The following is a 26,042-nucleotide window of genomic DNA, read 5'->3' on the forward strand; positions in this document are numbered from 1 at the left end:
CATCAAGGGTATCAGAATCATCGGCCCGACGTTACGCCGCCGGGATGTATTGATACGTCCAGGTCTCGCTCAGCGTCTCGTCGCCCCGGCGCAGGAACAGCCGCAGCTCCACCGGCTCCGCTCCCGTCACCGCGAGGTCGAATTCGGCCCGCCAGTGGCCCGGCACGTCGTCCGGCACCGCCTCGGTGCGGGCGAGCGGGAAGGTGCCGCGCGACGTAGTGAGCACGGCCTCGGGCTTCACCCCGGCCGGCAGGCGGCCGAGGGGCTCGCCCAGGAACTCGACCACGAACTTGCGCACGCCCTTCGGCCGGTCGGTGCCGGCCTGGCCGCCATTGCCCTCGCGGGTGGCGACGACGCGGGCAAGGTTGCTCGGATAGGGCTCGTCGGCGACCCAGTGCAGGCGGTAGGCGAGGTCGTGCGAGGAACCGGCGCGGGCGGGCTCACTCGGCACCCACATCGCCACGACGTTGTCGTGGATCTCGTCGTCGGTGGCGTTCTCGACCAGCTGGACGCTACCCTTGCCCCAGTCGCCGAGGGGCTCGACCCAGAGCGAGGGCCGGCGGTCGTAGTAGACGCCGTCCTGGTAGTGGTCGAACAGGCGGTCGCGCTGCATCAGCCCGAAGCCGCGCGGGCGCTCATCGGAGAAGGCCGAGACCATGGTGCGGGGCGGGTTGCGCAAGGGCCGCCAGATGCGCTCGCCGGTGCCGGTCCACAAAGCCAGGCCGTCCGAATCGTGCACCTCCGGGCGCCAGTCGGTCGCCGTGGGCTTGGCGGTCTCGGAGAACCAGTACATCGAGGTCAGCGGCGCCAGGCCGAAGCGGCCGACATCCTTGCGCAGGTGCAGGCTCGCCTCGATGTCCATCACCACCGACTTGGTGCGGCGCATCTTGAAGCGGTAGGCGCCGGCGGCCGAGGGGCCGTCGAGGAGCGCCAGCACCGTGACGGTATCGGAATCCGGCGCCGGGGTCTCGAACCAGACGTGGGTGAAGTCCGGGAATTCCTCGGGGCGGTCCGGCATCACGGTGTCGAGGGCGAGGCCCCTCGCCGAGAGGCCGTACTGGTAGAGCTCGCCGATCGCCCGGAAATACGAGGCGCCGAGGAAGGCGACCCAGTCGTTGCGGCGCCAGTCGAGGGGGCCGCCGCGGCGCTCCTGGAAGCGGAAGCCCGCGAAACCCGGATTCGGCGGCAGCCGCTTGGCCGGCGAATCCGCCGGCATCTCGAAGGCGGCCGGGTCGTAGATGATCTCGCGCGCCTGCCCCCCCTCGACCACGTGCATCCGCACCGGCTTCTGGAAGTAGCGGCCGAGATGGAAGAACGTGACCGGGAAGGCGCTCGGGCCGTCGGCCCACAGGGCGTGGTCGGGCTTGTACTTCAGCTTGCCGTGCGCGTCGTAGTCGATCGCCTGCAGGACATCGCGGTCGGGGATCGCCGGCGGCGCGTAGGCCTGAGCGGCGAGGTTCCGCGCCCGGGCCTTGAGGGCATCGAAGCTGAAGGGCTCGGGAGTGCCCAGCGGCAGCTCGGCGGACAGCGCCGCGGGGCCGGAGCCGAGCAGCAGCGCGGCGCCGGCGAGGAGCGTACGGCGGTCGATCATCGCGGTACGCCCCTAGCGGATCGGCTCGATGCTGGTGGCCCGGCGCCAGAGCTGGATCATGATGTACAGGGCGCCCAGGCTGAACAGCACCATCAGCGCGTGGCCGACCATGTCGCCGAGCTCGAAGATGCCGGCGAGCGCCCAGCCCGCCGCGATCGCGACCGCGAAGACCTCGACGCCGACCAGCACCATGATGCTGAGGATGGTGACGAGGCTGCGGGGCTTGAGGGAACCTGATGCGGGCACGCGGCCTGATCCTTGTCCTGATGGCAGGGCGACGGGCGAGGGGACGCCTATCGTTTCATGGCTGCGGGGACTAGCCTGAACCGCAGGGCCGGCGCAACCGCGCGGGCCGGTTCCGTTTCGTCATATCGGTGAGATGCCCGAGACCCCCGTCTTCTCTCGCGCCGCCTGCGCGGCTCCCCACCACCTCGCGGCCGAAGCCGGCCGGGCGATCCTCGACGAGGGCGGCAACGCCGTCGAGGCGATGCTCGCCATGGCGGCGACGATCGCGGTGGTCTACCCCCACATGAACGGTATCGGCGGCGACGGCTTCTGGCTGATCCGCGGTCCGAACGGCGTGGTGCGGGCGATCGAGGCCTGCGGCCCGGCCGGCAGCCTCGCGACGATCAAGCGCTACCGCGACAAGGGCTTTGAGGCGATCCCCGAGCGCGGGCCCGACGCGGCGCTGACGGTGGCCGGCGCCGTCGGCGGCTGGGCGCTCGCCCGCGGCATCGCCCGCGACCTCGGCGGGCGCCTGCCGCTGCCCCTGCTCCTCTCCGACGCGGTCCGGCACGCCCGCGAGGGCGTGGCGGTGTCGCCGTCCGAGGCGCGCTACGTGCCGAAGGAACTCGACACGCTCCACGACCAACCGGGTTTCAAGGACACCTTCCTCATCGACGGGAAGCCCCCGAAGGCCGGGACGAAGCGGGCGCTGCCGGCGCTCGCCGCGACGCTGGAGCAACTCGGCCATGCCGGGCTCGACGATTTCTACCGCGGCGATATCGGCCGCGAGGTCGCCGCCGATCTCGAACGGGCCGGGAGTCCGGTCACCCGGGGCGACATCGAGCGCTACCGGGCGGTGTCGCGGGCGCCGCTCGCGCTGAAACTGTCGGGCGGCACGGTCTACAATTGCCCGCCGCCGAGCCAGGGGCTGGCCGCCCTGATGATCCTCGGCCTCTACGAGCGTCTGGGCACCATCCGCCCCGAGACGGCGGCGCACTATCACGGGTTGATCGAGGCGACGAAGCGCGCCTTCAGGATCCGCGACGCGGTGGTGACCGATTTCAACCGCCTGCGCCACGACCCCGCGACCTTCCTCGCGCCGGAGCGGCTGGAGGCGGAAGCTGCGGCGATCCGGATGGACCGCGCCTCGCCCACCCCGGTGCGCCCGGTCGGCGACGGCGACACGGTGTGGATGGGGGCGATCGACGGACACGGCGTCGCGGTCTCCTACATCCAATCGGTCTACTGGGAGTTCGGCTCCGGCCTCGTCCTGCCGCGCACCGGCATCACCTGGCAGAATCGCGGCCTCGCCTTCTCCCTCGATCCGAAGGCCGTGAACCCGCTGGAGCCGGGGCGGCGGCCTTTCCACACCCTCAACCCGGCCCTCGCCGTGCTCGCCGACGGGCGGGTGATGTCCTACGGCAGCATGGGCGGCGACGGACAGCCGCAATTCCAGGCGCAGGTCTTCACCCGCTACGCCACCTACGGGATGGGCGTCGCCGAGGCGGTGGACGCGCCGCGCTTCCTCTTCGGCCGCACCTGGGGCGCCGAGTCGATGACCGTGAAGGTGGAGGACCGGTTCGACTCGTCCTGCATCGCCGCGCTCGCGCGGCTGGGCCACGAGGTCGAGGAGCTGGGCGGCTCCTACATCGACTCGCTGGGCCATGCCGGGTTGCTGGTGCGCCACCCGGGCAACGGGCGGGTCGAGGCGACGCACGATCCGCGCTCGGACGGGGGGGCGGCCGGGCTCTAGCCTCGTCTCACGGCTTCACCGCCTCGAACAGCAGCATCTGCAACCGGGCCGTCGCGGGGTCGCCGAGCGCGTCCCGGAGCCGGCGCTCCAGTTCCGCGACCAGCGACTCCGGCGCGATCCCGCGCTCGTGCAGCAGGGTGGCGGTCGGGTTGCCGCGCAGGAGGCCGGCCGCGAACAGCCCGACATCCGGCACCGGCGCGTCGAGGCGGACCACCTCGGCGCGAAAGCCCGTGAACCCCGCCTCCTGTACCAGCGTCCGAACCGCGTCGAGGCTCGTCAGGCCGTAGGCGAGGCCGAAGACCCCGGGCTCGCCGGTCGTCTCGACGACGAGGTCGGAGGCGATCTGCGCGTAGGGGTTGGCTGCCCGAGAATCCCAGGTGGTGAACATGACCCGGCCGCCGGGACGGAGCACCCGTGCGGCCTCCCGCATCGCGCCGGCCCGGTCGGGGAAGAACATCACGCCGAACTGGGTGAGCACGAGGTCGAAGGTGGCGTCCGCGAAGGGCAGCGCCTGCGCGTCGGCAGGGCGCAGCTCGACGGCGGGCGCGTCCGACAGGGTCTCCGCGGCGAGCGCCAGCATCGCGGGGGCGAGGTCGGTGGCGGTGATCGCCGTCCCGGCCGGCAGGCGCGCCGCCAGGAGCCGGGTCACCTGCCCGGTGCCGGCGGCGGTCTCGAGCACCCGCTCCGGGGCTAGGGCGGCGACCCGGGCTGCCGTCACGGCGGCGGCCGGCGCGAACATCACCGGCGCCATGCCGCGCTCGTAGAAATCCGGGATCGCGCCGCCGAAGTTGCGTTGGAGGTTCGCGGTCATGGCGTTTCCGCTCCACAGCCGAGGAGCCTTTCCGGGACTATTGTCATAATCCCGTAGGCCATGAAGATGAACAGGCGTTACATGACGTAACCTTCGCGCATGACGGCTACACATGCGAAGGGCCCGGCACCTCGCGGTGCCGGGCCCTTCGCCATCCATCCCCAGGGCTCTAGCGCGGGGCGCGCTTCGCCAGGATCCGCTGCAGCGTGCGCCGGTGCATGTTGAGCCGGCGTGCCGTCTCCGAGACGTTGCGACCGCACAATTCGTAGACGCGCTGGATGTGCTCCCAGCGCACCCGGTCGGCCGACATCGGGTTCTCGGGCGGGTCGGCCCGCTCGCCGGGCTCGGCCATCAGGGTGCCGTGGATCTCGTCGGCGTCGGCGGGCTTCGCCAGGTAGTCGAAGGCGCCGAGCTTCACCGCGGTCACCGCCGTGGCGATGTTGCCGTAGCCGGTCAGGATCACGCCGCGGGCCTCGGGCCGGCGCTCCTTCAGGCGGGCGATCACGTCGAGGCCGTTGCCGTCGCCGAGACGCATGTCGATGACCGCGAAGGCCGGCGGCTGCGCGTCGACCGCCGAGACACCCTCGGCCACGCTCTCCGCCACGTGCACCCGGTAGCCGCGCGCCTCCATCGCCCGGGCGAGACGGGTCGAGAACGGCTTGTCGTCGTCGACGATCAGCAGGCTGCGGTCGGCATGGTTGAGCAGGGCGTCGCCCTCCGGGATGGTCCCCGCCGCGGCCTCCGGGCTCAGTGTTCCGTACTGCGTCATCAGGCGACGCTCCTTGCGAATTTCAGTCAGTCTCTTCAGAGCGTTATATAGGAACGTCGCGCGCCTGCGTCAGGGGTGCGGCGCCCCCCGTACCCGGGTTTCGGTGGCCTTTGGCCTCCCTCTCGAAAACGTGACGCTGCCAGACGATCCGCACCACCGCGCCGGTCGAGGGATCGACCGCGTTGGCGAGGTTCAGCTGCGCGCCGGAGCGCTCGATCAAGGTCTTGGCGATGAACAGGCCGAGGCCGAGGCCGGTCCCGCCCTCCGGTCCGGCACTCTCCTGCGCACTTTTGGCCACATGCTTGGCCGCGCTGCGGGTGCTGACATAGGGCTCGCCGACCCGCAGCAGCACCTCGGGGGCGAAGCCCGGCCCGTCGTCGCGGATCTCGAGCGAGATCCGGTCCGGGCTCCAGCGGGCCTCGATGGCCACGCAGCTCTCGGCGAAGTCGACCGCGTTGTCGACGATGTTGGCCAGCCCGAACATCACGCCCGGATTGCGCCGGCAGGCCGGCTCCGGCCCGTCGCCCTTCGTCGTCACGTCGAGCACGATGCCCAGCGCCCGCTGCGGCGCGACGAGTTCCTCGACGAGGTGGCTGAGGGTGATGGTCTCGATGAAGCCGCCCTGGTCGGCATCGAGCGAGGTGAGCTTGGCGAGGATGCCGCGGCAGCGCTCGACCTGGTCGCGCAGGAGCGCCAGGTCCTCCGCCACGCTCGGGGAGGCGGAGGGCCCGAGCTGGCGGTCGAGCTCCTTGGCCACCACCGTGATGGTGGCGAGCGGCGTGCCGAGCTCGTGGGCGGCCGCCGCGGCGAGCCCGTCGAGCTGCGACAGGTGCTGCTCGCGGGCCAGCACCAGCTCGGTCGCGGCGAGCGCCTGGGCGAGCTGGCGCGCCTCCTCGGCGACGCGCCAGGCGTAAACCCCCGTGAAAGCTGTTCCGAGCAGGATCGCGGTCCAGACGCCCGAGACGTAGAGGAACGGCAGTTCGAGCTTCTCGCCGGCGAACCACGGCAGCGGCCGGTAGACCAGCGCCAAAAGCGTCGAGAGGCCGACCGCCAGGAGGCCGAGGGCCAGGGTCCGGGCCGGCGGGAGGGCGGTGGCCGAGATCAGGACGGGGGCGAGGAACAGGAGGGCGAACGGGTTCTGCAGGCCGCCGGTGAGGAAGAGGAGGGCGGCGAGCTGGATGATGTCGAAGGCGAGCAGCAGCACCGCGGCGTCGTCGCTGAGCCGGTGGCTCGCCGGGTAGCGGATCCGGAGTGTGAGGTTGAGCCAGGACGAGGCCGCGATGACGAGGAAACACCAGCCGAAGGGCAGGGGCAGGCCGAGCCCGAGATGGGCGCCCGCCACCGCCGCGCCCTGGCCGGCCACCGCGAGCCAGCGCAGGCGCACCAGGGTATCGAGGCGCAGGTGGCGGGCGTCGCGCACCAGGTCGGTCTGCAAGGTCTCGAACATGGCGGAAACCATAGTGCGCCGCCGCCCGCCGGCCAGGGCGACGGGACGGAAACCCTTCGCGGTCCAGTGCGTTATTGTCGACGGCGCATGCCCTGGTTCAGGGTTGCCGGCAGGGCGGTTCCGCACCGGTTACCGCACTGCACAAGGCACACGCGGGAGTTGAGGCAAAAAAGGCACAGTTCCACCTTTTGACACCTTGGATTTCCGCAGATGTTGCCCTTCTATATCAAGCCTCTATTGTCCTGGCTCCCAGTCGGGACAGGCGTCTCATGACGGCGGGTGCGCGCGCCGTTGGGTCAATCGTGGACGGTGGCGTCATGGATCTCTCCTATTTCTGGTATGAAGCTGCGCACTGGATGCTGACGCCTGCCCGAGCGGCCGCCGACGCCACGCAGCTCGTGTTCAAGAATCCCGTCAATCCGATCACCTACACGCCCTACGGCCGGACCGTGTCGGCGGCCTGCGAAATGTTCGAGCGCACCACGCGCCGCTACGGCAAGCCGGCCTTCAACCTGCCCACCACCGTGGTCGAGGGCCTGGTGACGGAGGTCACCGAGCGGGTCGTTTGGTCGAAGCCGTTCTGCCAGGTCCTCAAGTTCGACCGCGCCCTGAAGCGCCCGACCACCCAGGCCCAGCCGAAGGTGCTCGTCGTGGCGCCGATGTCGGGCCACTACGCCACGCTCCTGCGCGGCACGGTCGAGGCGCTGCTGCCGGCCCACGAGGTGATGATCACCGACTGGATCGACGCCCGCATGGTGCCGCTCGAGGCCGGCCGGTTCGACCTCGACAGCTACATCGACTACCTGATCGAGATGTTCCAGGCCCTCGGGCCGGACCTGCACGTGATCGCGGTCTGCCAGCCCTCGGTGCCGGTCTTCGCCGCCGTCGCCCGGATGGAGGCGGACGGCATGGAGGGCGTGCCGACCTCGATGACCCTAATGGGCGGCCCGATCGACACCCGCCGCTCGCCCACCGCGGTGAACTGCCTCGCCGCCGAGCGCGGCTCGGAATGGTTCAAGCGCAACTGCATCACCGTGGTGCCGCCGGGCTATCCCGGCACCTGGCGCGAGGTCTATCCGGGCTTCTTCCAGCTCTCCGGCTTCATGGGCATGAACCTCGACCGTCACCTGACGGCCCACTGGGACATGTACAAGCACTTGGTGCGCAACGACGGCGACTCGGCCGAGAAGCACCGCGACTTCTACGACGAGTACCTGTCGGTGATGGACCTGACGGCGGAGTTCTACCTCCAGACGGTCAACACCGTGTTCGTCGAGCACGCCCTGCCGAAGGGCGAGATGCGCCACCGCGACAAGCCCGTCGACCCGACGGCGATCCGCCACTGTGCGATCATGGCGGTCGAGGGCGAGAACGACGACATCTCCGGCGTCGGCCAGACCCTGGCGGCCCACGACCTGACCCCCAACCTGTCGGCCGAGCGCAAGCTCTACCACCTGCAGAAGGGCGTCGGCCATTACGGCGTCTTCAACGGCTCGCGCTTCCGCGCCAACATCGCGCCGCGCATCTCCGCCTTCATGCACGCCATGCAGGGCACGCAGGCCGTCGAGGACCTGCGCGCGGCCTCCTGATCGTCCCGTCCGGCGCCGTCTCATGCGGCGCCGGCTCCCGCCGATGTCACCGGCCCGCTCCTTACGCTCCTGGTTCGCGCACCTCGTCGGCCTCGCGCGATCACGCGGGACGCTGACAGGCTCCGGGTCTCCCGGATACAAGGGTGGCATGCGAGTCGCGCTCCTGCGCCGTTCGGCGCCCGAACCCACCCACGTCACCGTCATCCACGCCGGCACCTGCTATCCGGTCACCGTGCGCCGCCGCGCGGCCGCGCGGCGCATCACCCTGCGGGTGTCGAGCGCTACCGGCGAGATCGTCCTCACCCTGCCGGAGCGCACCGACCTCGGCGCGGCGCAAGCTTTCGCCGATTCGCACGGCGCCTGGATCGCCGCCCGGGTGGCGAAGCTCCCCGAACGCGTCGCCTTCGTGCCCGGCGCGGTCGTGCCGCTGCGCGGCGTGCCCCACCGCATCCTGCACTGGTCGGCGACGTCGGGCGCGACGGTCGCCACCACGGATGCCGACGGCGCCCTGGTGATCGCGGTGTCGTGCGGGCTGCCCCATGTGGCGCGGCGGGTGCGCGACTTCCTGGAGGCCGAGGCGCGCCGCGACCTCACCGCGGCGGTGACGCGCCATGCCGCCACGCTCGGCCGCACGCCGAAGCGTCTGACCGTGCGCGACACCCGCAGCCGCTGGGGCTCGTGCACCGCGGCGGGCCAGCTGAATTTTTCCTGGCGCCTGATCATGGCGCCGCCCTCGGTGCTCGACTACCTGGCAGCGCACGAGGTCGCGCACCTTGCCGAGATGAATCACTCGGACCGGTTCTGGCGCGTGGTCCAGACACTCTCCCCGGGCTACGACGAGCCCGAGGCCTGGCTGAAGCGGCACGGCACCGAGCTGCACCGCTACGGCTGATACGATTTCCGGACGATCAGTTCGGAAATCGTATCACCAGCCCGCGCGGCGCGTGAGCGAGGCCGATTTCCGCATCGCGAAGCGATCAATCGGAAATCGTATGAGTTCAGCCCTTGGTGCGCACCACCACGACGCGCTCGCGCCGCACCGGCCAGGCCGGGCGCGGGTCGACATAGCCCGGAGCGAGGGTGCGCGGCGCGATGCTGTCGCAAGTCTCGCGCTGGCGCAGGATGATCTCGCCCTGTTCGCCCCGCCGCCGGATCACCCCGCCGTCGCGGCAGAATCCGGCGATCTCGGCCGAGCGCGAGGCCCGGCGGCCGCGCGGGTTGCGCGGCACCGGCGGGTGCTCGATCGTCAGCGTCGCGTCCCGGTTGAGCGAGCGCTCGACATAGGTGGTCTCGTCGACCGGCAGCGACTGGGCGGCCGCGGCACCGGCGAGCGGGCCGGCGGCCAGGAGCAGGAGGGCGAGGGAGGTGGCGGCGGGTCTCATCGGGGCTCTCGCGAGGAAGGTGAGGGCGGGGGTCGGTCGATCCGATATGAACCGGAAACCATGCACAACCACTAACGACGGATGCAGCCCGGCTCCTTACCAAGCTAAGCCGGTCCGGCGGCACCGGTTCCCGCCAGGGGCACGCAAGAGGTCCCATGGAGAGTTCCCGACGTCGAAACGGCGCCTCGGCTTGACAGCATCCCGGCCCCGTGGTCGGAACGCCCCCGGGCCGGCGGATGGCCCGGACAGCGGAGCGGTGAGCGGCGTGGGAGACAGCTTGCGACGGATCGGACGCCGGGTGCGGGCCGCCACCCTCGGACTCGCGTTGACGCTCGGCCTGCCGGCCGGGGCCGCCCTGGCGCAGGGCGCGGTCAAGCAGAGCTTCGACGACTGGCAGCTGCGCTGCGAGACGCCCGCCGGCGCCAAGGCCGAGCAATGCGCCCTGGTGCAGTACGTCGCGGCGGAAGACCGGCCGAACCTCTCCCTCGTGGTGATCGTGCTGAAGACCGCCGACAACCGCGGCATCCTGCTGCGGGTGGTGGCGCCCCTCGGCGTGCTCCTGCCCTCCGGCCTCGGCCTCAAGGTCGACCAGGCGGAGATCGGCCGCACCTCGTTCGTGCGCTGCCTCTCCACCGGCTGCGTCGCCGAGGTGGTGATGGACGACAAGCTCATCAGCCAGCTCAAGGGCGGCCAGCAGGCCACCTTCATCGTCTTCCAGACGCCCGAGGAGGGGGTGGGCATCCCGCTCTCCCTCAAGGGGTTCAAGGAAGGCTTCGACAGCCTGAAGTGATCGACGATCGGGAGAGGACCGTGACGGCTCGTAGTCTCCGCACCCTCGGCCTCGGCACCCTGGGCGTCGCCCTGGCGCTGCTGGGCGTGGTCCCGGCGCCGGGTGGGCTCGCCACCCCGGCGCGGGCGCAGGATGCGGCGCCGCAGGAGGGGGGCAATCCGCTCCTCAACATCTTCAAGTACGGCGGCACCACCAAGCCGCCCGAGGCGCCCCCGAACCTCGACGACGTCTATTGCCCGACGCTCGACGTCAGCGAGGGCGGCTCCTCGCTGCAGACCATGGCGGGCGGCAGCGTGCGCACGCAGATCCGCCTCGGCCAGATCAGCCGCTCCTGCCAGCCCGGGCCGAACGGCAGCGTCACCGTCGCGGTCGGCGTGCAGGGCGTGGTCCTGCTCGGGCCCGGCGGCGCCCCCGGCCGCTTCAACGCTCCGGTGACCATCACCGTCAAGCACGGCACCCAGGTCATCGCCCGGCGCAGCCGCCAGGCCGCGGCGACGATTCCCACGGGCAGCGCCAGCGGCACCTTCACGGTGGTGGAGGAGGGGATCTCCGTCCCGGCCAACCTCGCGCAGGATTTCGAGATCGAGGTCGGCCTCGGCGGCGGGTCGAAGCCCGCGCGGGCGCCGCGGCGCAAGCCCGCCGCCCCGGCGCCGGCCGACGGTTGACCGCCAGGGTGGCGCCCTGGCGCATCGCCCCCCGCCCGGACGATCCGGATTTCTCCCGAGCCCTGGTCTTCGAGCGGCCGACCGCCGGACGCTGGCTCGCCCTCGACTACGCCCTCGACCGCTTCGCCGCGCCGGTGCGGCCGATGCTGCGCTTCGCGCGGGCGGACGGGTCCCACGAGGATGCGCTGCTGCCGGGCCCGGTGCTCGGCCGCGCCTCCTGGCTCGGCCCGGTGCCGCCGGGCACGGACGAGATCCGGCTCGCCGCCCCGGCGGAGGGGTTCCGGATCGAGGCGGCGCAACTCCTTTCCCGCACGGCGGTGCTCGCACTCTGCGCCCGGCGCCGGCCGGAAAAACTGCCGGTCGCGCTCTACCAGTGGCTGCGCCGCGACGGCCGCCGCCTGCGCAACACCCTGCGCATCGCCGTCGGCGTGCGGCCGCCGGCGCAGTACCCGCTCTGGAAGGCCGAGCGGGCGCGGCCGTTCGAGCCTGCCTTCGACCGGGTGCCGCCCGGGTTGCCGCGCCTCGGCCTGATCCTGGAGGCGGCGCCGGAGGAAGAGGAGGCCGTGCGGCGTACCCTCGCCACCCTGCTGGCCCAAGGCCATCGCGACTGGCGCCTCGCCCTGCACTGGCGGGGACAGGCGCCCGCCGGCTTCGCCGCTGATCCGCGGATCTCGGCGGAGGCCCTGCCGGACGGGGTCGCGATCGGCTTTCTACGCCCCGGCGATGCGCTGGCACCCGACGCGCTCACCCATCTCGCCGCCGCCTTCGCGGGGCCTGCGCCCGCCGACTTGGCTTACGCCGACAGCGAGGCCGAGACGCCGGAGGGCCTGCGTCCCCGGCTCAAGCCGGGCTGGAGCCCGGATCTCGCCCTGACCACGCTCTATCCCGGGCGGCCGCTCCTGGTGGGACGGGATCTCGTCGCGCGCAGCGGCTGGACGCCGGGGCAGGGGGCCCGGGCGCTCCTCCTCGCCGCCGCCCTCGCTGCTCCTGAGCGGGTGCGCCGCATCCCCCGCCTCCTCTGCCGCGTCGCGCCGGACGTGCCGGATCCCGACGGCCACGCCGCCGACTTGGAGCGGGCCCTCGACCGGGCCGGCTCGCACGCCGCGCTGGTGCGGACCGGCGACACCCTCGACCTCGACTGGCCGCTCCCCGATCCGGCCCCCCTGGTCTCGGTCGTCGTCCCGACCCGCGACCGGCCGGACCTGCTGCGCGTCGCCGTGCGGGGCGTGCTGCACGACACCGCCTATCCGGCGCTCGAACTCGTCATCGTCGACAACGGCTCGACCGATCCGGTGGTGGCCGCCCTCTACGCCGAGTGGGAATCCGATCCGCGGGTGCGGCGGCTCGACCGGCCGGGCCCGTTCAACTTCTCGCGCCTCGTCAACGACGGCGCCGCGGCGAGCCGCGGCGAGGTGCTGGTGCTCCTCAACAACGACGTCGAGGTGCTGCACCCGGACTGGCTCTCGGCGATGGTGCGCCAGGCCCTGCGGCCGGAGGTCGGCGCGGTCGGCGCCAAGCTCCTGTTCGGCAACGGGCGGATCCAGCATGCCGGCGTGGTGGTCGGGCTCGGTGGCCGGGCCGGGCACATCCTGCGCAACCGCCCCGCCGACACGCCGGGCCATCTCGGCCGGCTCACGGTCGCGCACGAGGTGGCGGGCGTCACCGCCGCCTGCCTGGCGGTGGCGCGCCGGAAATTCGAGGCGGTCGGCGGGCTCGACGCCGAGGCGTTTCCGGTCGATTTCAACGACATCGACCTCTGCCTGCGCCTCGCCGCCGCGGGCTGGCGCTCGGTCTGGACCCCGCGGGCCGTGCTCGCCCACCACGAATCGGTCAGCCGCGGCCCGAGCGTCGGCCCGGCCCGGGCGCGGTTCGAGGCGGAGGGCGACCGTTTCGCCGCCCGCTGGCGGGGGGTGATCCGCGACGACCCGTATTACCACCCGGCCTTCTCGGTCACGACCTTCGGGGAGGAGCTGGAATGAGGCTGCCGCCTCATCCGGCCTTCGATACCCTACGCTTCGCGGAACACCGGCCCGGTCCCGCCCGGCGCGGGCTCGTGCGGCTGCTCCTGGCGCTGAAGCGTCCGGGCGAGGCGTGGCAGGTCGCCCGGGCCTTCCTCGCCGGCAAAAGGGTTCGGGCGCGCGACCGCGCCGCCATCCTGTGGGGCGCCCGCCACGCCCTGACGCCGCCGCCCGTGCCCGCGGGCGAGGCCGAGGCTGTGCCCGGCCTGCGCGTCGCGACGCCGGCGGAGATCCTGTCCGGCGGCGCCGGACCGGCCGACATCGTGGTGCTGACGGCGCCGGGACACCGGCTCGTGCCGGGGGCGGCCACCGCCATCGCGGAGGCGTTCGCGGCCGAGCCCGGCGTCACCGCCCTCTACGGCGACGCCGTGGTGCTGGGTCCCGGGGGGGCGCCGCGTCTGCCGGTGCTGCGCCCGGCCTTCGACCCCGATTACCTCCTCGCCGCGGATTACATCGGCCCGGTTGTCGCCTGTCGCCGGGCGGTGCTGGACCGGCTCGGGCTCGATCCCGCCCTGCCGGGAGCGGAAGCCGCCGACCTCCTGCTGCGGCTTAAGGCCGGGGAGGTGCGCCACCTGCCGCGCCTCCTCTCGACCTGGGCGCCCGACGCGGCCGCGCCTCCGGCGGGCTGGGCGGAGTCGCGCCGGGCCCTGGCCGAGCGCCACCTCGCCGGAGCCGGCCGGGTCGAGGCGGCGGGCGGCATCCTCGCCTTGCGCCGCGACCTGCCCGCGCCGCCGCTCGCCAGCCTGATCATCCCGACCCGCGACCGGGTCGAGCTCCTGCGGGCCTGCATCGAGAGCCTGCGCGCCCGGACCGACTGGCCGTCCCTCGAGATCATCGTCTGCGACAACGACAGCCGTCACCCGCGCACCCTCGCCTATCTCCAGCGCCTGGCGGGGGAGGGGGTGCGGGTGCTGCCCTGCCCCGGCCCGTTCAACTTCGCGGCGATGAACAACCGGGCCGCCGCCGAGGCGAACGGCGCGCTCCTGGTCTTCGTCAACAACGACGTGGTGGCCCACCGGGGCGACTGGCTGCAGCGGATGGCCGAGGAGGCCCTGCGGCCGGAGGTCGGGGCGGTGGGGGCGAAGCTCCTCGACATCCGCGAGCGGATCCAGCATGGCGGAATCGTGCTCGGCACCGGCGGCCTCGTCACCCACGCCCACCGCCACTTCCCCGGCAAGGCGCCGGGCTACCTCGCCTCGTTGCGGGCGACGCACCGGGTCTCGGCGGTGACGGCGGCCTGCCTCGCGGTGGAGACCGAGAAATTCCGGGCGGTGGGGGGCTTCGACGAGGCGGCCTTCGCGGTCGATTTCAACGACGTCGACCTCTGCCTGCGGCTGGAGGCGGCGGGCTACCGGACGATGATGGTGCCGGGCGCTGTGCTCTACCACCACGAGGCGGCGAGCCGGCGCTGGAACCCGGAGGCGAAGAGCCGCCACGAAGCCGAGGTGGCGGCGTTGCGGGCGCGGTGGGGAGCGCGGCTGGAGGCCGATCCCTGGTATCATCCGGGGTTCGATCCGCGGGCGGGGACGTATGTGCGGATGCGGGAATGGGAGGGAGCGGGTCCGCGTTGAGCGGGTCGTCCACGGACACCTCGACGATCATGGCACCCTCGATGTCATCCCGGGGCCGCGCAGCGGAGCCCGGGATCCATAACCGCTGACGTCTCGAGCAGAGGCGAACAGCGTCCCGCTTCGTCCGGCACTGTCAGCTGTTATGGATCCCGGGTTCTCGCCTGCGGCGAGCCCCGGGATGACGATGGAGGACGTCAGAAACGACGACGGGGCCGCCCCCTCCCGGAGGCAGCCCCGCCCTCGATCCCGATCCGGCCTTGAGCCGGACCGCGTCACTGCACGAGCCGCGGCCCGCCGGTCTGCACCTTCTCGTTCTCGCCCAGGATGCCGAGGCGGCGGGCCACCTCGGTATAGGCCTCGATCAGGCCGCCGAGATCCTTGCGGAAGCGATCCTTGTCGAGCTTGTCCTGGCTCTTGATGTCCCAGAGGCGGCAGGAATCCGGGGAGATCTCGTCGGCGACGACGATGCGCATCATGTCGCCTTCCCAGAGCCGGCCGGTCTCCATCTTGAAGTCGACGAGGCGGATGCCGACGCCGAGGAAGAGACCCGACATGAAGTCGTTGACCCGGATGGCCAGCGCCATGATGTCGTCGATCTCCTGCGGCGTCGCCCAGCCGAAGGCGGTGATGTGCTCCTCCGACACCATCGGGTCGTTGAGCTGGTCGTTCTTGTAGTAGAACTCGATGATCGAGCGCGGGAGCTGGGTGCCCTCTTCCAGGCCCAGCCGCGTCGCCAGCGAGCCCGCCGCCACGTTGCGCACCACCACCTCGAGCGGGATGATCTCGACCTCGCGGATCAGCTGCTCGCGCATGTTCAGCCGGCGGATGAAGTGCGTCGGCACGCCGATGTCGTTGAGGTGCTGGAACACGAACTCGGAGATCCGGTTGTTCAGCACGCCCTTGCCGTCGATCACCTCGTGCTTCTTGGCGTTGAAGGCGGTCGCGTCGTCCTTGAAATGCTGGATGAGCGTGCCGGGCTCGGGCCCCTCGTAGAGGACCTTCGCCTTGCCCTCGTAGATGCGACGGCGGCGGTTCATAGGCGTGTACCGTGGTTTGAGGAAGTCCATGGGCCGAGGCTCCTGACGACGTGTGGGACCCGCGGCGCGGCGACCTCTGACGACAAGAGGTCGGGCCGGGGGACGCGTCGATCCGGGGCGTCCCGGCAGCCGGGGGCAAATTACCCGAACCGCGAAGGCAGCACAACGCGTTAGCCTGTGCGCCGGGGAGGGCTCGGTCGCCGCTGCGATGGATTGCGGTCGTTGGTCGCGCCGATATGCGCATCGCGCCGCGATGTTGCAAGCGTGGCGGGAGGGGGCGGCATGTCGCGGGCGAGGGCGTTCCCGCCTCGACGGCGCACCCGGGCCTGACCTAAGCTCGCGCGACGAGCCGCGGCACCCACGCGGCCGATCCGGGAGGGACCACGATGGCGGAACGAGGTGGAGCGGTGGCCGCGCTGGCGGCGCGATTCCGCGAGGGCAAGCCGCTGATCACGGCCTGGTGCGGAATCCCTGAGCCGGCGGTCGCGGGGCTGCTCGCCGCGGAAGGCTTCGACACCGTGACCCTCGACATGCAGCACGGGGCCCACGACTTCGACAGCATCAACCGCACCGTCGCCCTGGTGGCGGCCCGCGGCAAGCCGACCCTCGCGCGGGTGCCGGTCGGCGGCTTCGCCACCGTCTCGCGGCTCCTCGATGCCGGCATTTCCGGGATCATCGCCCCGATGGTCAACACCGTGGAGGATGCAAGGCGCTTCGCCGCGATGGCCAAGTACCCGCCGCTCGGCGAGCGCAGCTGGGGGCCGAACCCGGCGCTGATGCTGTCGGGCCTCGCACCGGACGTCTACCTCAGGGAGGCCAACGGCTTCTGCCAGACGCTGGCGATGATCGAGACCCGGGAGGCGCTCGCCGCCCTCGACGACATCCTGGCGGTGGACGGGATCGACGGCATCTTCATCGGCCCCTCCGACCTCTCGATCGCCCTGTCGAACGGCGCCGGCCTCGACCCCGACGGCGCGGCGGTGCGCGACGCGCTCAAGCACGCCATGGCCCGCACCCGCGCGGCGGGAAAGCGGATCGGCATCTACTCCCTGTCCGGCCCGCGCACCCGCGAGCTGATCGCCGAGGGCTTCGACCTGATCGCGCTCTCGGGCGACGGCGCCCTCTTGCGGGCGGGCGCCGCGGCGGCGCTGAGGGAAGCACGAGGCTAACTCCCGCCGGAAGGAGGCTGAGCAGAACTGCACGCACGGTCCACGACTCTCGCAGATGCCGTGTCGGTGGGCTGATATCTATCGTAAGGCAACCCGCCCTTTCCCGGATCTCCTTCCGCTTCGCTTCAGTCGTCCGGGAAAGGGGAGAGGCGAAGATGCACTGTCTTGGCCAACGAGCTTGGCTCCGCCCAACTTCCGGTCGTTCCTGGCCGACGGAATGATGTTTAGTTCTGCCGCGCCGCCCGCTTGAAGCCGGCGGCGAGGAACTGCCCGCCATGGTGCAGGGCGCCGTCGTCGATGCCGTGGCCGATCCCGGCGGAGAGGTGCCACTCCGCCGGGACGTCCGCGGCCGCCAGCGCCTCGGCCGAGAGGAACAGCGCGTCGACCGGGATCACCTCGTCCTGGTCGCCGTGGGCGAGAAGAACGGGAGGGACCGCGCGGACCTGCGGCTTGAGGCCCTCGGGACCCGTCCCTTCCTCCATCACCAGCATGCCCGAGAGGCCGACGACCGCCGCCACCGGGGCCGGTCGCCGCAAGGCGACGTGCAGGGCCATCATGCAGCCCTGGCTGAAGCCGACCAGCGCGAGCTGATGGGGGCCGAGGCCGTGGGCTTCCAGCTCCGCATCCAGGAAGGCGTCGAGCGTCGGGCCGGCCCGGTTCACCCCGCGCCAGCGCTCGTGCGGATCGCGGAAGGTGAGGGAGAACCATTGCCGGCCGAAGCCCTGGATGCAGGGCTCGGGGGCGTGCGGCGCCACGAAGGCGGCGTCGGGCAGGAGCGGCTGCCATTCCTGCGCGAGGTCGATCAGGTCGTTGCCGTCGGCGCCGAAGCCGTGCAGCAGGACGACGAGCTGGCGCGGTGTCGCGCCCGAGCGGGGCATCAGGCGCGGGCCGGTGAGGATCGGCATCGGGTCGGGTTCCGTTCGGCTCAGGGAAGGGGCACGCCGTCGCGCACGCTCATGATGCGAGGGGCGCGCCGTCGCGCGCCTTGGCCACCCGGTAATAGGCCCACAGCACCTTGGCGGCGACCCCGCGCCACGGCCGCCAGGCCTCGGCCCGGGCCGTCAGGGCGGCGGCGCTCGGGCGCGTCTCCTGCCCGTCGGCGAGGCGTGCCGCCTCCTGCAGGGCGAGGTCGCCGGCCGGGAAGGCGTCCGGGTGGCCGAGGCAGAACAGCAGGTAGACGTCGGCCGTCCAGGGCCCGATGCCGTGCACGGAGACCATCAGCCGGTGGGCCTCGTCGGCCGGACGCCCATGCAGGGCGTCGAGCGGCAGGTCGCCCCCAACGACCGCGGCGGCCGCCGCCCGCAGGGTGCGGATCTTCGGCGCCGACAGGCCGGCCCCGCGCAGCACGTCGTCGGGCGCCGCCGCCAGGGCTCCGGCGGTGAGGTCCGGCAGGGCGGCGGTCAGCCGGCCCCAGATCGCCGCGGCGCTCGCGGTCGAGATCTGCTGCGACACCACGATGCCGGCCAGCCCCTCGAAGCCCGGCGGGCGCTTGCGCAAGGCAGGCACCGCGCCCTCCGCCACCAGCCGCGCCATCACCGGATCGAGGCGTGCCAGGGCCGCCACGCCCTCCTGCAACGCCGCCTCGCAATCGAGCAGCCGGCCCGTGACGCCGAGGCCCGTCGGGCTTATGGGGTGAGGGGTCTGTCGCGTCCGCATCCCGCCGTGCCGTCTCCCCGCCTGCGCTTCGCTCCGAGCCCGAACGGGCGTCTGCATCTCGGCCACGCCTACTCGGCCCTCCTCAACGCGGAGATCGCGCGGGCGCTGCACGGCACCGTGCTGCTGCGCGTCGAGGACATCGATCCGGTCCGCTGCCGGCCGGAGCTGGCCGAGGCCCTGGTCACCGACCTCGCCTGGCTCGGGCTGACCTACCCGGAGCCGGTCTGGCGCCAGTCGGTCCGGATGTCCACCTACCGCGCCGCCCTCGAATCGTTGCAGGCGAGAGGTTTGGTCTATCCCTGCACCTGCACCCGCCGGGAGATCCAGGAGGCGGCCGGCGACGCCCGTGACCCGGACGGGGCGCCGCTCTATCCCGGCAGCTGCCGCGGCAAGCCGGTGCCGGACGGCCCCCATGCCTGGCGGCTCGACATGGCCCGCGCGCTCGCGCTGTGCCCGGGCCCCTTCGCCTACACCGCCTTCGCGCCGGGCGCGCCGGACGCGGTCCGCATCGCCGATCCGGCCCGCTGGGGCGACGCGGTGCTCGCCCGCAAGGACGTGCCGGCGAGCTACCACCTCGCCGTCGTCCTCGACGACGCGGCGCAGGACATCACCCACGTCGTCCGCGGCCAGGACCTGGAGGCCGCCACCGACCTCCACGTCCTGCTCCAGCGGCTGCTCGGCCTGCCGACCCCGCGCTACCACCATCACGGGCTGATTCGGGACGAGGCGGGGGACAAGCTGTCGAAGAGCCTGCGCTCGCAGGCGCTGGCCGCGTTGCGCGAGCGGGGGATGAGCGCGGCGGAGGTGCGGGCGCGGCTGGGATTCGGCGAGGGGCCGCGTCGGGACCGGGCGTGACCGTCTTCGTCCACGCGCTCGCGGGGAGAAGACATACTCACAACCCTTGCACCCCACCCGTCCGCATACGATCCTGCGGCGCAAACGGGAGGCCCGCCCTTGTCGCTCAGCTTCGGAATCCTCGTCTTTCCGCAGGTCCAGCAGCTCGACCTCACCGGTCCCTACGAGGTCTTCGCCTCGGTGCCGGACAGCGCCGTCCACCTGATCTGGAAGGACGGCGAGTCGGTGCGCTCGGCGACCGGGCTGCCCTTCGTGCCGACCGCGACCTTCGAGACCTGCCCGCCCCTCGACGTGCTGTGCATCCCCGGCGGCGCCGGGGTGAACGCGCTCCTGGAGGACGAAGCGGTGCTGGACTTCGTGCGGGCCCGCGCGAAGGAGGTGCGCTACCTCACCTCGGTCTGCACCGGAGCGCTGGTGCTCGGCGCGGCCGGGCTGCTCGAAGGCCGGCGGGCCACCACCCACTGGTACGCGCACGACTTCCTCGCCCGCTTCGGCGCCGTGCCGGTGCAGGACCGCGTGGTGCGTGATCGTAACCTGATCACCGCCGGCGGCGTGACCTCTGGCATCGATTTCGGGCTGGCGGTCGTGGCTGAACTCCTCGGCCGCGAGGAGGCCGAGACGGTGCAGCTCGCCCTCGAATACGCCCCGGCCCCGCCCTTCGGCGCCGGAACCCCGGCCGAGGCCCCGCCGGAGGTGCTGGAGCGGGCGAAGAAGCGGCTGTCGGGCTCGCGGGCGGCCCGGGAGGCGATCATCGGCCGGATCACCTGAGAGGCTGTTCGATCGACATCGTCATTCCGGGGCTCGCCGAAGGCGAGAACCCGGAACCCATAACCGCTGACGTTCGAAAAAGGGACGGATCGCGTTCCGCTTCATCCTGAGTCGCTGGCGGTCATGGATCCCGGGTTCCGCTTTCGCGGCCCCGGGATGACGCGGCGAGGTTGAATGCGGTCGGATCTCCAGAATCTTCGCCGCTATCCCGGATCATGCCGACGACGGACGTCGTGATTGATGCCTCCGCGCATCATCGCCGCCGGACGGGCCGCAGAATCGCCCGAAACACCGGCGAGACACCTCTCATACGATTTCCGATTGATCGCTTCGCGATGCGGAAATCGGCCTCGCTCACGCGCCGCGCGGGCTGGCGATACGATTTCCGAACTGATCGTTCGGGAATCGTATCAACCTTTCCTTAACCATTCCGACCGACCCTGTTCGCGCATGAAAAAAGCCGGGGCGCGAACCCCGGCTCTTCATCGGCGACGAATGCGATGTGTCCCGGCTCAGCCGAGGTTCAGGCGGTCCACCTGGGTGCCCGCGCCGCGCAACGATTCCGGGATCGCCGAGAAATCCGCGTAGCCCGCCTCGCGTGCCATCGCGTCGAGGGCTTGCTGCTCGTTCTCGGCGCCGCCGGTCCAGAGGATTGCGCCGGTCGCGGCCTGCCTGACCTGGAAGATGGCCATGAAAACTGTCCTCCCGCTGAAGACTGATATCCGGGCATTCAACGCGTGCCGGTCGGCGGAGGTTGCACGGGATCGAACGTTGCAGGAACGGCCCCTTTGGGTGTAGAGAATGAACGTTCATTCTCAGGACCTCCCCCGCGTGCCGCCGCAACCGAACCCTGCGAACCCCACCCGCCTCGACTCGGCCGAGGAGCGCCGCACCCGCATCCTCGATGCGGCCGAGGCCTGCTTCGTCCGCCACGGCTTCCACCGCGCGACGATGCACGACGTGGCTGCCGAGGCCGGGATGAGCCCGGGCAACCTCTACCGCTACTTCCCCTCCAAGGACGCGATCGTGGCCGGCCTCGCCGAGCGCGACCGCGCGACGGTGGCCGAGGACTTTTCCGGCATCGAGACCGCCCCGGACCTGATGCAGGCCTTCGCCGCCCTGGCGCAGCGCCACCTCGCCGAGGCGCCGGCCGAGAAGGCCGTCCTGTGCCTGGAGATGTGGGCCGAGGCGACCCGCAACCCCGCCATGGCGGCGATCTGCCGGGACTTCGAGCGCGAGATCGCGGCGCGCCTCTCGGGCCTCTACCGCCGAGAGCAGGCCCGCGCCGGGCAGCCGATCCCCGGCGCCGACCCGGAGGCGCTCGCCCGCCTCGTCATGGTGATGGCCGACGGCCTCATGGTCCGCCGCGCCCTCTCGCCCGATTTCGCCCCCGGCCCCGTCATCGACGCCATGCTGACCCTGATCGGGGCGGCGCTCGACGGCCGCTTCGACCCGACCGGCAAAGCCGCCACTCCGGAACCTGCCCGATGATCCGCCCCCGTCGCCGCGCCGGCGTTCCGGCCGCCCTCGCCGCCATGCTCGCCGCCGCGCCCGCCCTCGCCGCCGAGACCCTGCCCGCGGCCGGCCCGGTCGTCACGGCGGCGCCCGCGCCCGCCGTCACGGTGGCGGTGGCCGCCGAGCGCGAGATCGTCGAGCGCGCCGTCGTCACCGGCACCCTGGTGCCGCGGGACGAGATCCTGGTCTCGCCGGAGATCGAGGGCTGCCGCATCACCGAATTGCTGGTGGAGGAGGGCGACCGGGTCGCGAAGGGCGCGGTGCTGGCGCGGCTCTCCCGCGAGATGCTCGACACCCAGCTCGCCCAGAACGCCGCCGCCATCGCCCGGGCCGAGGGCGCGGTGGCGCAGGCGCGCAGCACCATCGTGCAGGCCGAGGCCGCGCAGGTCGAGGCGGCGCTCTCGTTCGAGCGCGCCCAGTCGCTGATGAAGACCGGCAACGGCACCGCCGCGGTGCTGGAGCAGCGCGAATCCGCCGCCAAGGCCGCCGAGGGCAAGCTGTCGGCCGCCCGCAACGGGCTCGCCATCGCCCAGGCCGACCTCGCCCAGGCCCGCGCCCAGCGCTCGGAACTCGACCTGAAGCTCGCCCGCACCGAGATCCGCGCGCCGGAAGGCGGCATCGTCAGCCGCCGCACCGCCCGGGTCGGCGCCACGGCCTCGGCCTCCGCCGAGCCCCTGTTCCGCCTGATCGCCCGCGGCGAGATCGAGCTTGAGGGCGAGGTGCCGGAGACCGGCCTTGCCCGCCTGCGCGCCGGCGCTCCGGCGAGCCTCGATCTCGACACGACGGAGGGGCCGGTCGCCGTCTCCGGCAAGGTCCGCGTCGTCTATCCGGAGATCGACCGTGCGACGCGGCTCGGCAAGGTCCGGATCAAGCTCGAGGCCGATCCGCGCCTGCGCATCGGCGCCTTCGCCCGCGGCGCCGTCGAGGCGGCGCGGCGCACCGGCGTCGCGGTGCCCATCGCCTCGGTGGTCTACGGGGCCTCGGGCCCGACCGTGCTGGTGGTCTCCGGCGAGCGGGTCGAGGCGCGGTCGATCCGCACCGGCCTCTCGGCCGGCGGCTTCATCGAGGCCCGCGACGGGGTCAAGGCCGGCGAGGCGGTCGTCGCCCGGGCCGGCAGCTTCCTGCGCGACGGCGACCGGGTCCGCCCGATCTACCCGGCCCTGCCGGCCACCGCCGAGGCCGGGCGTCCCTGACGCTGCCCGACGCCCGTTCTTCTCCTGACTGAGCACACCTGATGCGCCTGAACGTCTCCGCCTGGGCGATCCGCAAGCCGATCCCCTCGATCGTGCTCTTCCTGGTGCTCGGGCTGCTCGGCCTCGTGAGCTTCCGCAGCCTGCCGATCACCCGCTTCCCCAACATCGACGTGCCGATCGTCTCGGTGACGGTGACGCAGGCCGGCGCCGCGCCGAGCGAACTCCAGACCCAGGTCACCAAATGGGTCGAGGACGCGGTGGCGGGGGTGAAGGGCGTCAAGCACATCACCTCGGCGATCACCGAGGGCACCTCGGCCACGACGATCGAGTTCCGCCTGGAGGTGAACACCGATCGCGCCGTCAACGACGTCAAGGACGCGATCGCCAAGATCCGGATGAACCTGCCCCGGACGATCGACGAGCCGATCATCACCCGGGTCGAGATCGCCGGCCTGCCGATCATGGTCTACGGGGCGTCCGCCCCCGCGATGACGCCCGAGGACCTGTCGTGGTTCGTCGACGACGTGGTGGCGCGCCAGATCCAGGGCCTGCGCGGCGTCGGCGGCGTCGAGCGCCTGGGCGGCGTCGCCCGCGAGGTGCGGGTGACCCTGAAGCCCGACCGGCTGCTGGCCCTCGGCATCACCGCCGCCGACGTCAACAAGCAGCTGCGCCTGACCTCCGCCGACATGGCCGGCGGCCGGGCTGAAGTGGGCGGCCAGGAGCAGTCGATCCGGACGCTCGCCGCCTCCTCGACCCTGGAGACGCTGGCGGCCACCTCGATCGTGCTGCCGGGCGGCCGCAAGGTGCGCCTCGACGACCTCGCCACCCTGACCGACGGCGCCGAGGAGCCGCGCACCTTCGCCCGCCTCAACGGCGAGCCGGTCGTCGCCTTCGCGATCTCGCGGGCGAGCGGCGCCAGCGACGCCTCGGTCGGCGAGGTGGTGGCGAAGAAGATCGACGAGTTTGCCAAGGAATATCCGGGCGTCCGCTTCGACCGGATCGATTCCTCGGTCACCAACACGATCGGCAACTACGAATCCGCCATGCACAGCCTGATGGAGGGCGCGGCGCTGGCGGTGCTGGTGGTGTTCCTGTTCCTGCGCGACTGGCGCGCGACGCTGATCGCCGCGGTGGCGCTGCCGCTCTCGGTCTTCCCGACCTTCTGGGCGATGAGCGCGATGGGCTTCTCGCTCAACGCGGTGAGCCTGCTCGCGATCACGCTGGTCACCGGCATCCTGGTCGACGACGCGATCGTGGAGATCGAGAACATCGTCCGCCACGTCCGGCTCGGCAAGTCGGCCTACCGGGCGGCGATCGAGGGCGCCGACGAGATCGGGCTCGCGGTCATCGCCATCACCGCGACCCTGATCGCGATCTTCGCGCCCGTCTCGTTCATGGGCGGCATCGCCGGGCAGTACTTCAAGCAGTTCGGCCTCACCATCGCGGCGGCCGTCTTCATGTCGCTGCTGGTCGCCCGCCTGATCACCCCGATGATGGCGGCCTACTTCCTGCGCGACCACGGCCACCACGAGGAGCGCGAGGGTCCGGTGATGCGGACCTACAACCGGGTCGTGCTGTGGTCGGTGCGGCACAAATACGTGACCCTGGTGGTCGGCCTCGCGCTGTTCGCCGCCTCGATCATGTCGACGAGCCTCTTGCCCGCCGGCTTCCTGCCGAAGGAGGACGCGGCCCGCACCCTGATGGTGGTCGAGCTGCCGCCGGGCGCGCGCCTGGAGGACACGATCGCGGTCACCGACCGGGTCGCGCAGCGCATCCGCACCCTGCCGGAGGTGAAGTCCGTCTTCGTCGACGGCGGCCGCCAGCTGCCGGGCAAGAAGGAGGTGCGGCTCGCCACCCTCACCATCAACCTGACGCCGAAGAACGCCCGGGTGCGCAAGCAGGCCGACGTGGAAGCGGCGATCATGGACCTGATGCGCGACGAGGCGGACGTGCGCTACTGGTCCCTGCGCGAGGGCGGCCAGCGCGACTTCACCCTCATCGTCGCCGGCGGCGACACCGCCACGGTGACCGAGGTGGCGGAGAAGATGCAGCGCGAGGTCGCGGCGCTGCCGAACCTCGTCAACGTGATGTCGACCGCGCCGCTGGACCGGACCGAGGTGCGCATCCGCCCGAAACCCGGCGTCGCCGCCGATCTCGGCGTCTCGACCGACACCATCGCCGAGACGGTGCGGGTCGGGACGATCGGCGACATCGGCCAGAACCTCGCCAAATTCAACGCCACCGACCGGCAGATCCCGATCCGGGTGCAGCTGCCGATGGCCCTGCGCGGCGACCTCTCGGCGCTGGAGAGCCTGAAGGTGCCGGCGAAGAACGGCGCCGCGGTGCCGCTCTCGGCGGTGGCCGACATCAGCCTCGGCCGCGGGCCGACCGCGATCGACCGCTACGACCGCGCGGTGCGCGTGGCGCTGGAAGCCAACATGCAGGGCTCGGACGCCCTCGGCGAGCAGATCAAGCTCGCGATGAGCACCCCCACCGCCAGCAACCTGCCGCCCGGCGTGAGCTTGCGCCAGACCGGCGACGCCGAGGTGATGGGCGAGGTGTTCGAGGGCTTCGCGATGGCGATGGGCGCCGGCCTGATGATGGTGCTCGGCGTGCTGATCCTGCTCTTCGCCTCGTTCTTCCAGCCGCTGACCATCCTGTTCTCGCTGCCGCTCTCGATCGGCGGGGCGATCCTCGGTCTCCTGCTCTTCAACCGGCCGATCTCGATGCCGGTGGTGATCGGCATCCTGATGCTGATGGGCGTGGTGACCAAGAACGCCATCATGCTGGTCGATTTTGCCGTCGAGGAGATGGCCCGCGGCGTCGACCGCGTCACCGCTATCACCCAGGCCGGCGCCAAGCGCGCCCGGCCGATCGTGATGACGACGATCGCCATGGCGGCCGGCATGGTGCCGAGCGCGATGGCCTTCGGCATCGGCGGCGAGTTCCGCTCGCCGATGGCAATCGCGGTGATCTCGGGGCTGATCGTCTCGACCCTGCTGTCGCTGCTCTTCGTCCCTGCGATCTTCCTCCTGATGGACGACCTGTCGCGGCTGATGGGGCGGCTGTTCGGGCGGTTCGTGGGGGCGGTGGACGAGCCGCCGGGGCACGAGGCGGCGCATCGGCCGGCGGCGGCGGAGTAGGGGATCACGGCTTGGCACCGGCGGAGCGGCCAGCGATGGCCTTTCCGCCTCGGGATCGCCCGCCCGCGCGAGCCGTCGTGATGTCCCTCACGCGC

The 26,042-nt window shown here is 72.0% G+C and carries 23 protein-coding genes; 13 read left to right on the plus strand and 10 right to left on the minus strand.

The genetic code is table 11. From position 1 onward, the window contains the following. Positions 1-31 precede the first annotated feature (31 nt). On the minus strand, positions 32-1,591 hold the full coding sequence (locus BM430_RS09865; RefSeq protein WP_093567065.1) for an OpgD/OpgG family glucan biosynthesis protein: 1,560 nt from the start codon (positions 1,589-1,591) through the stop codon (positions 32-34). Positions 1,592-1,603: 12 nt separating this feature from the next. Continuing rightward, on the minus strand, positions 1,604-1,783 hold the full coding sequence (locus BM430_RS09870; protein WP_093567132.1) for a hypothetical protein: 180 nt from the start codon (positions 1,781-1,783) through the stop codon (positions 1,604-1,606). A gap of 187 nt (positions 1,784-1,970) precedes the next feature. On the opposite strand from BM430_RS09870, the gene BM430_RS09875 reads away from it, so the two are divergent. Beyond that, positions 1,971-3,569 (plus strand): gamma-glutamyltransferase family protein, encoded by a 1,599-nt coding sequence (locus BM430_RS09875; RefSeq protein WP_093567066.1) that lies wholly within the window; start codon positions 1,971-1,973, stop codon positions 3,567-3,569. Positions 3,570-3,576: 7 nt separating this feature from the next. Here BM430_RS09875 and BM430_RS09880 read toward each other — a convergent pair whose 3' ends face one another. The 3 genes from BM430_RS09880 to BM430_RS09890 all read right to left on the minus strand — a co-directional run bounded on the left by BM430_RS09880 (position 3,577) and on the right by BM430_RS09890 (position 6,596). Next, positions 3,577-4,380 carry a class I SAM-dependent methyltransferase gene (locus BM430_RS09880; protein WP_177302997.1) on the minus strand — a complete coding sequence of 268 codons (804 nt, stop codon included), beginning with the start codon at positions 4,378-4,380 and terminating at the stop codon, positions 3,577-3,579. Positions 4,381-4,549: 169 nt separating this feature from the next. After that, the gene (locus BM430_RS09885; protein ID WP_093567068.1) at positions 4,550-5,149 is read right to left on the minus strand and encodes an ActR/PrrA/RegA family redox response regulator transcription factor; all 600 of its coding nucleotides are present in this window, start codon (positions 5,147-5,149) and stop codon (positions 4,550-4,552) included. A gap of 43 nt (positions 5,150-5,192) precedes the next feature. Next, positions 5,193-6,596 (minus strand): ActS/PrrB/RegB family redox-sensitive histidine kinase, encoded by a 1,404-nt coding sequence (locus BM430_RS09890; protein WP_093567069.1) that lies wholly within the window; start codon positions 6,594-6,596, stop codon positions 5,193-5,195. 317 nt (positions 6,597-6,913) lie between these two features. On the opposite strand from BM430_RS09890, the gene phaZ reads away from it, so the two are divergent. Both phaZ and BM430_RS09900 read left to right on the plus strand, forming a co-directional pair. Next, entirely contained in the window at positions 6,914-8,185 is a 1,272-nt protein-coding gene (phaZ, locus tag BM430_RS09895; RefSeq protein ID WP_093567070.1) for a polyhydroxyalkanoate depolymerase, read from the plus strand. A gap of 148 nt (positions 8,186-8,333) precedes the next feature. Beyond that, a complete protein-coding gene (locus BM430_RS09900) occupies positions 8,334-9,077 on the plus strand; it encodes a M48 family metallopeptidase (RefSeq protein WP_093567071.1) in 744 nt (247 codons plus the stop codon). A gap of 106 nt (positions 9,078-9,183) precedes the next feature. Here BM430_RS09900 and BM430_RS09905 read toward each other — a convergent pair whose 3' ends face one another. Next, the gene (locus BM430_RS09905; protein WP_093567072.1) at positions 9,184-9,567 is read right to left on the minus strand and encodes a hypothetical protein; all 384 of its coding nucleotides are present in this window, start codon (positions 9,565-9,567) and stop codon (positions 9,184-9,186) included. A gap of 286 nt (positions 9,568-9,853) precedes the next feature. Between BM430_RS09905 and BM430_RS09910 the strand changes: the two genes are divergently transcribed. From BM430_RS09910 to BM430_RS09925, 4 genes are all read left to right on the plus strand, one after another. Further along, on the plus strand, positions 9,854-10,357 hold the full coding sequence (locus tag BM430_RS09910) for an invasion associated locus B family protein (RefSeq protein WP_244539420.1): 504 nt from the start codon (positions 9,854-9,856) through the stop codon (positions 10,355-10,357). Positions 10,358-10,377: 20 nt separating this feature from the next. Further along, the gene (locus tag BM430_RS09915) at positions 10,378-11,022 is read left to right on the plus strand and encodes a hypothetical protein (RefSeq protein ID WP_244539411.1); all 645 of its coding nucleotides are present in this window, start codon (positions 10,378-10,380) and stop codon (positions 11,020-11,022) included. Positions 11,023-11,165: 143 nt separating this feature from the next. Beyond that, entirely contained in the window at positions 11,166-13,001 is a 1,836-nt protein-coding gene (locus BM430_RS09920; protein ID WP_244539421.1) for a glycosyltransferase family 2 protein, read from the plus strand. Next, positions 12,998-14,611 carry a glycosyltransferase family 2 protein gene (locus BM430_RS09925; RefSeq protein ID WP_093567074.1) on the plus strand — a complete coding sequence of 538 codons (1,614 nt, stop codon included), beginning with the start codon at positions 12,998-13,000 and terminating at the stop codon, positions 14,609-14,611. The genes BM430_RS09920 and BM430_RS09925 overlap by 4 nt, the downstream gene beginning before the upstream one ends. A gap of 272 nt (positions 14,612-14,883) precedes the next feature. On the opposite strand, the gene purC is transcribed toward BM430_RS09925, so the two are convergent. Further along, positions 14,884-15,678, minus strand: coding sequence for a phosphoribosylaminoimidazolesuccinocarboxamide synthase (purC, locus tag BM430_RS09930; RefSeq protein ID WP_063928401.1), 795 nt, complete (start codon positions 15,676-15,678; stop codon positions 14,884-14,886). 356 nt (positions 15,679-16,034) lie between these two features. Here purC and BM430_RS09935 point away from each other — a divergent pair, with 356 nt between their 5' ends. Further along, positions 16,035-16,817: an HpcH/HpaI aldolase family protein gene (locus tag BM430_RS09935; protein ID WP_093567075.1), complete on the plus strand. Its 783-nt coding sequence runs from the start codon at positions 16,035-16,037 to the stop codon at positions 16,815-16,817. A gap of 224 nt (positions 16,818-17,041) precedes the next feature. Here BM430_RS09935 and BM430_RS09940 read toward each other — a convergent pair whose 3' ends face one another. Continuing rightward, positions 17,042-17,722, minus strand: coding sequence for an alpha/beta hydrolase (locus tag BM430_RS09940; protein ID WP_093567076.1), 681 nt, complete (start codon positions 17,720-17,722; stop codon positions 17,042-17,044). A 49-nt stretch (positions 17,723-17,771) separates the two neighbouring features. After that, entirely contained in the window at positions 17,772-18,473 is a 702-nt protein-coding gene (locus tag BM430_RS09945; RefSeq protein WP_093567077.1) for a DNA-3-methyladenine glycosylase family protein, read from the minus strand. A gap of 6 nt (positions 18,474-18,479) precedes the next feature. Between BM430_RS09945 and gluQRS the strand changes: the two genes are divergently transcribed. Both gluQRS and BM430_RS09955 read left to right on the plus strand, forming a co-directional pair. After that, positions 18,480-19,328, plus strand: coding sequence for a tRNA glutamyl-Q(34) synthetase GluQRS (gluQRS, locus tag BM430_RS09950; protein ID WP_093567078.1), 849 nt, complete (start codon positions 18,480-18,482; stop codon positions 19,326-19,328). A gap of 99 nt (positions 19,329-19,427) precedes the next feature. Continuing rightward, positions 19,428-20,096: a DJ-1/PfpI family protein gene (locus tag BM430_RS09955; RefSeq protein WP_093567079.1), complete on the plus strand. Its 669-nt coding sequence runs from the start codon at positions 19,428-19,430 to the stop codon at positions 20,094-20,096. 512 nt (positions 20,097-20,608) lie between these two features. Here the strand turns inward: BM430_RS09955 and BM430_RS09960 are convergent. Continuing rightward, positions 20,609-20,788, minus strand: coding sequence for a hypothetical protein (locus BM430_RS09960; RefSeq protein ID WP_093567080.1), 180 nt, complete (start codon positions 20,786-20,788; stop codon positions 20,609-20,611). A 139-nt stretch (positions 20,789-20,927) separates the two neighbouring features. Between BM430_RS09960 and BM430_RS09965 the strand changes: the two genes are divergently transcribed. Genes BM430_RS09965 through BM430_RS09975 form a run of 3 tightly spaced genes read left to right on the plus strand, consistent with a single transcriptional unit; the run spans position 20,928 to position 25,947 of the window. Then, on the plus strand, positions 20,928-21,587 hold the full coding sequence (locus tag BM430_RS09965) for a TetR/AcrR family transcriptional regulator (RefSeq protein WP_244539412.1): 660 nt from the start codon (positions 20,928-20,930) through the stop codon (positions 21,585-21,587). After that, positions 21,584-22,804 carry an efflux RND transporter periplasmic adaptor subunit gene (locus BM430_RS09970; RefSeq protein ID WP_093567082.1) on the plus strand — a complete coding sequence of 407 codons (1,221 nt, stop codon included), beginning with the start codon at positions 21,584-21,586 and terminating at the stop codon, positions 22,802-22,804. The genes BM430_RS09965 and BM430_RS09970 overlap by 4 nt, the downstream gene beginning before the upstream one ends. A gap of 41 nt (positions 22,805-22,845) precedes the next feature. Further along, on the plus strand, positions 22,846-25,947 hold the full coding sequence (locus tag BM430_RS09975) for an efflux RND transporter permease subunit (RefSeq protein ID WP_093567083.1): 3,102 nt from the start codon (positions 22,846-22,848) through the stop codon (positions 25,945-25,947). Positions 25,948-26,042 lie beyond the last annotated feature (95 nt).

Source organism: Methylobacterium sp. 174MFSha1.1, assembly GCF_900116815.1.
Taxonomy (GTDB): domain Bacteria; phylum Pseudomonadota; class Alphaproteobacteria; order Rhizobiales; family Beijerinckiaceae; genus Methylobacterium.

Bases quoted from the DNA above. Each gene is read 5' to 3' on its own strand.
- BM430_RS09865 (WP_093567065.1), bottom strand. From the start codon at position 1,591: ATGATCGACCGCCGTACGCTCCTCGCCGGCGCCGCGCTGCTGCTCGGC.
- BM430_RS09870 (WP_093567132.1), bottom strand. From the start codon at position 1,783: ATGGTGCTGGTCGGCGTCGAGGTCTTCGCGGTCGCGATCGCGGCGGGC.
- BM430_RS09875 (WP_093567066.1), top strand. From the start codon at position 1,971: ATGCCCGAGACCCCCGTCTTCTCTCGCGCCGCCTGCGCGGCTCCCCAC.
- BM430_RS09880 (WP_177302997.1), bottom strand. From the start codon at position 4,380: ATGACCGCGAACCTCCAACGCAACTTCGGCGGCGCGATCCCGGATTTC.
- BM430_RS09885 (WP_093567068.1), bottom strand. From the start codon at position 5,149: ATGACGCAGTACGGAACACTGAGCCCGGAGGCCGCGGCGGGGACCATC.
- BM430_RS09890 (WP_093567069.1), bottom strand. From the start codon at position 6,596: ATGTTCGAGACCTTGCAGACCGACCTGGTGCGCGACGCCCGCCACCTG.
- phaZ (WP_093567070.1), top strand. From the start codon at position 6,914: ATGGATCTCTCCTATTTCTGGTATGAAGCTGCGCACTGGATGCTGACG.
- BM430_RS09900 (WP_093567071.1), top strand. From the start codon at position 8,334: ATGCGAGTCGCGCTCCTGCGCCGTTCGGCGCCCGAACCCACCCACGTC.
- BM430_RS09905 (WP_093567072.1), bottom strand. From the start codon at position 9,567: ATGAGACCCGCCGCCACCTCCCTCGCCCTCCTGCTCCTGGCCGCCGGC.
- BM430_RS09920 (WP_244539421.1), top strand. From the start codon at position 11,166: ATGCTGCGCTTCGCGCGGGCGGACGGGTCCCACGAGGATGCGCTGCTG.
- BM430_RS09925 (WP_093567074.1), top strand. From the start codon at position 12,998: ATGAGGCTGCCGCCTCATCCGGCCTTCGATACCCTACGCTTCGCGGAA.
- purC (WP_063928401.1), bottom strand. From the start codon at position 15,678: ATGGACTTCCTCAAACCACGGTACACGCCTATGAACCGCCGCCGTCGC.
- BM430_RS09935 (WP_093567075.1), top strand. From the start codon at position 16,035: ATGGCGGAACGAGGTGGAGCGGTGGCCGCGCTGGCGGCGCGATTCCGC.
- BM430_RS09940 (WP_093567076.1), bottom strand. From the start codon at position 17,722: ATGCCGATCCTCACCGGCCCGCGCCTGATGCCCCGCTCGGGCGCGACA.
- BM430_RS09945 (WP_093567077.1), bottom strand. From the start codon at position 18,473: ATGCGGACGCGACAGACCCCTCACCCCATAAGCCCGACGGGCCTCGGC.
- BM430_RS09960 (WP_093567080.1), bottom strand. From the start codon at position 20,788: ATGGCCATCTTCCAGGTCAGGCAGGCCGCGACCGGCGCAATCCTCTGG.
- BM430_RS09970 (WP_093567082.1), top strand. From the start codon at position 21,584: ATGATCCGCCCCCGTCGCCGCGCCGGCGTTCCGGCCGCCCTCGCCGCC.
- BM430_RS09975 (WP_093567083.1), top strand. From the start codon at position 22,846: ATGCGCCTGAACGTCTCCGCCTGGGCGATCCGCAAGCCGATCCCCTCG.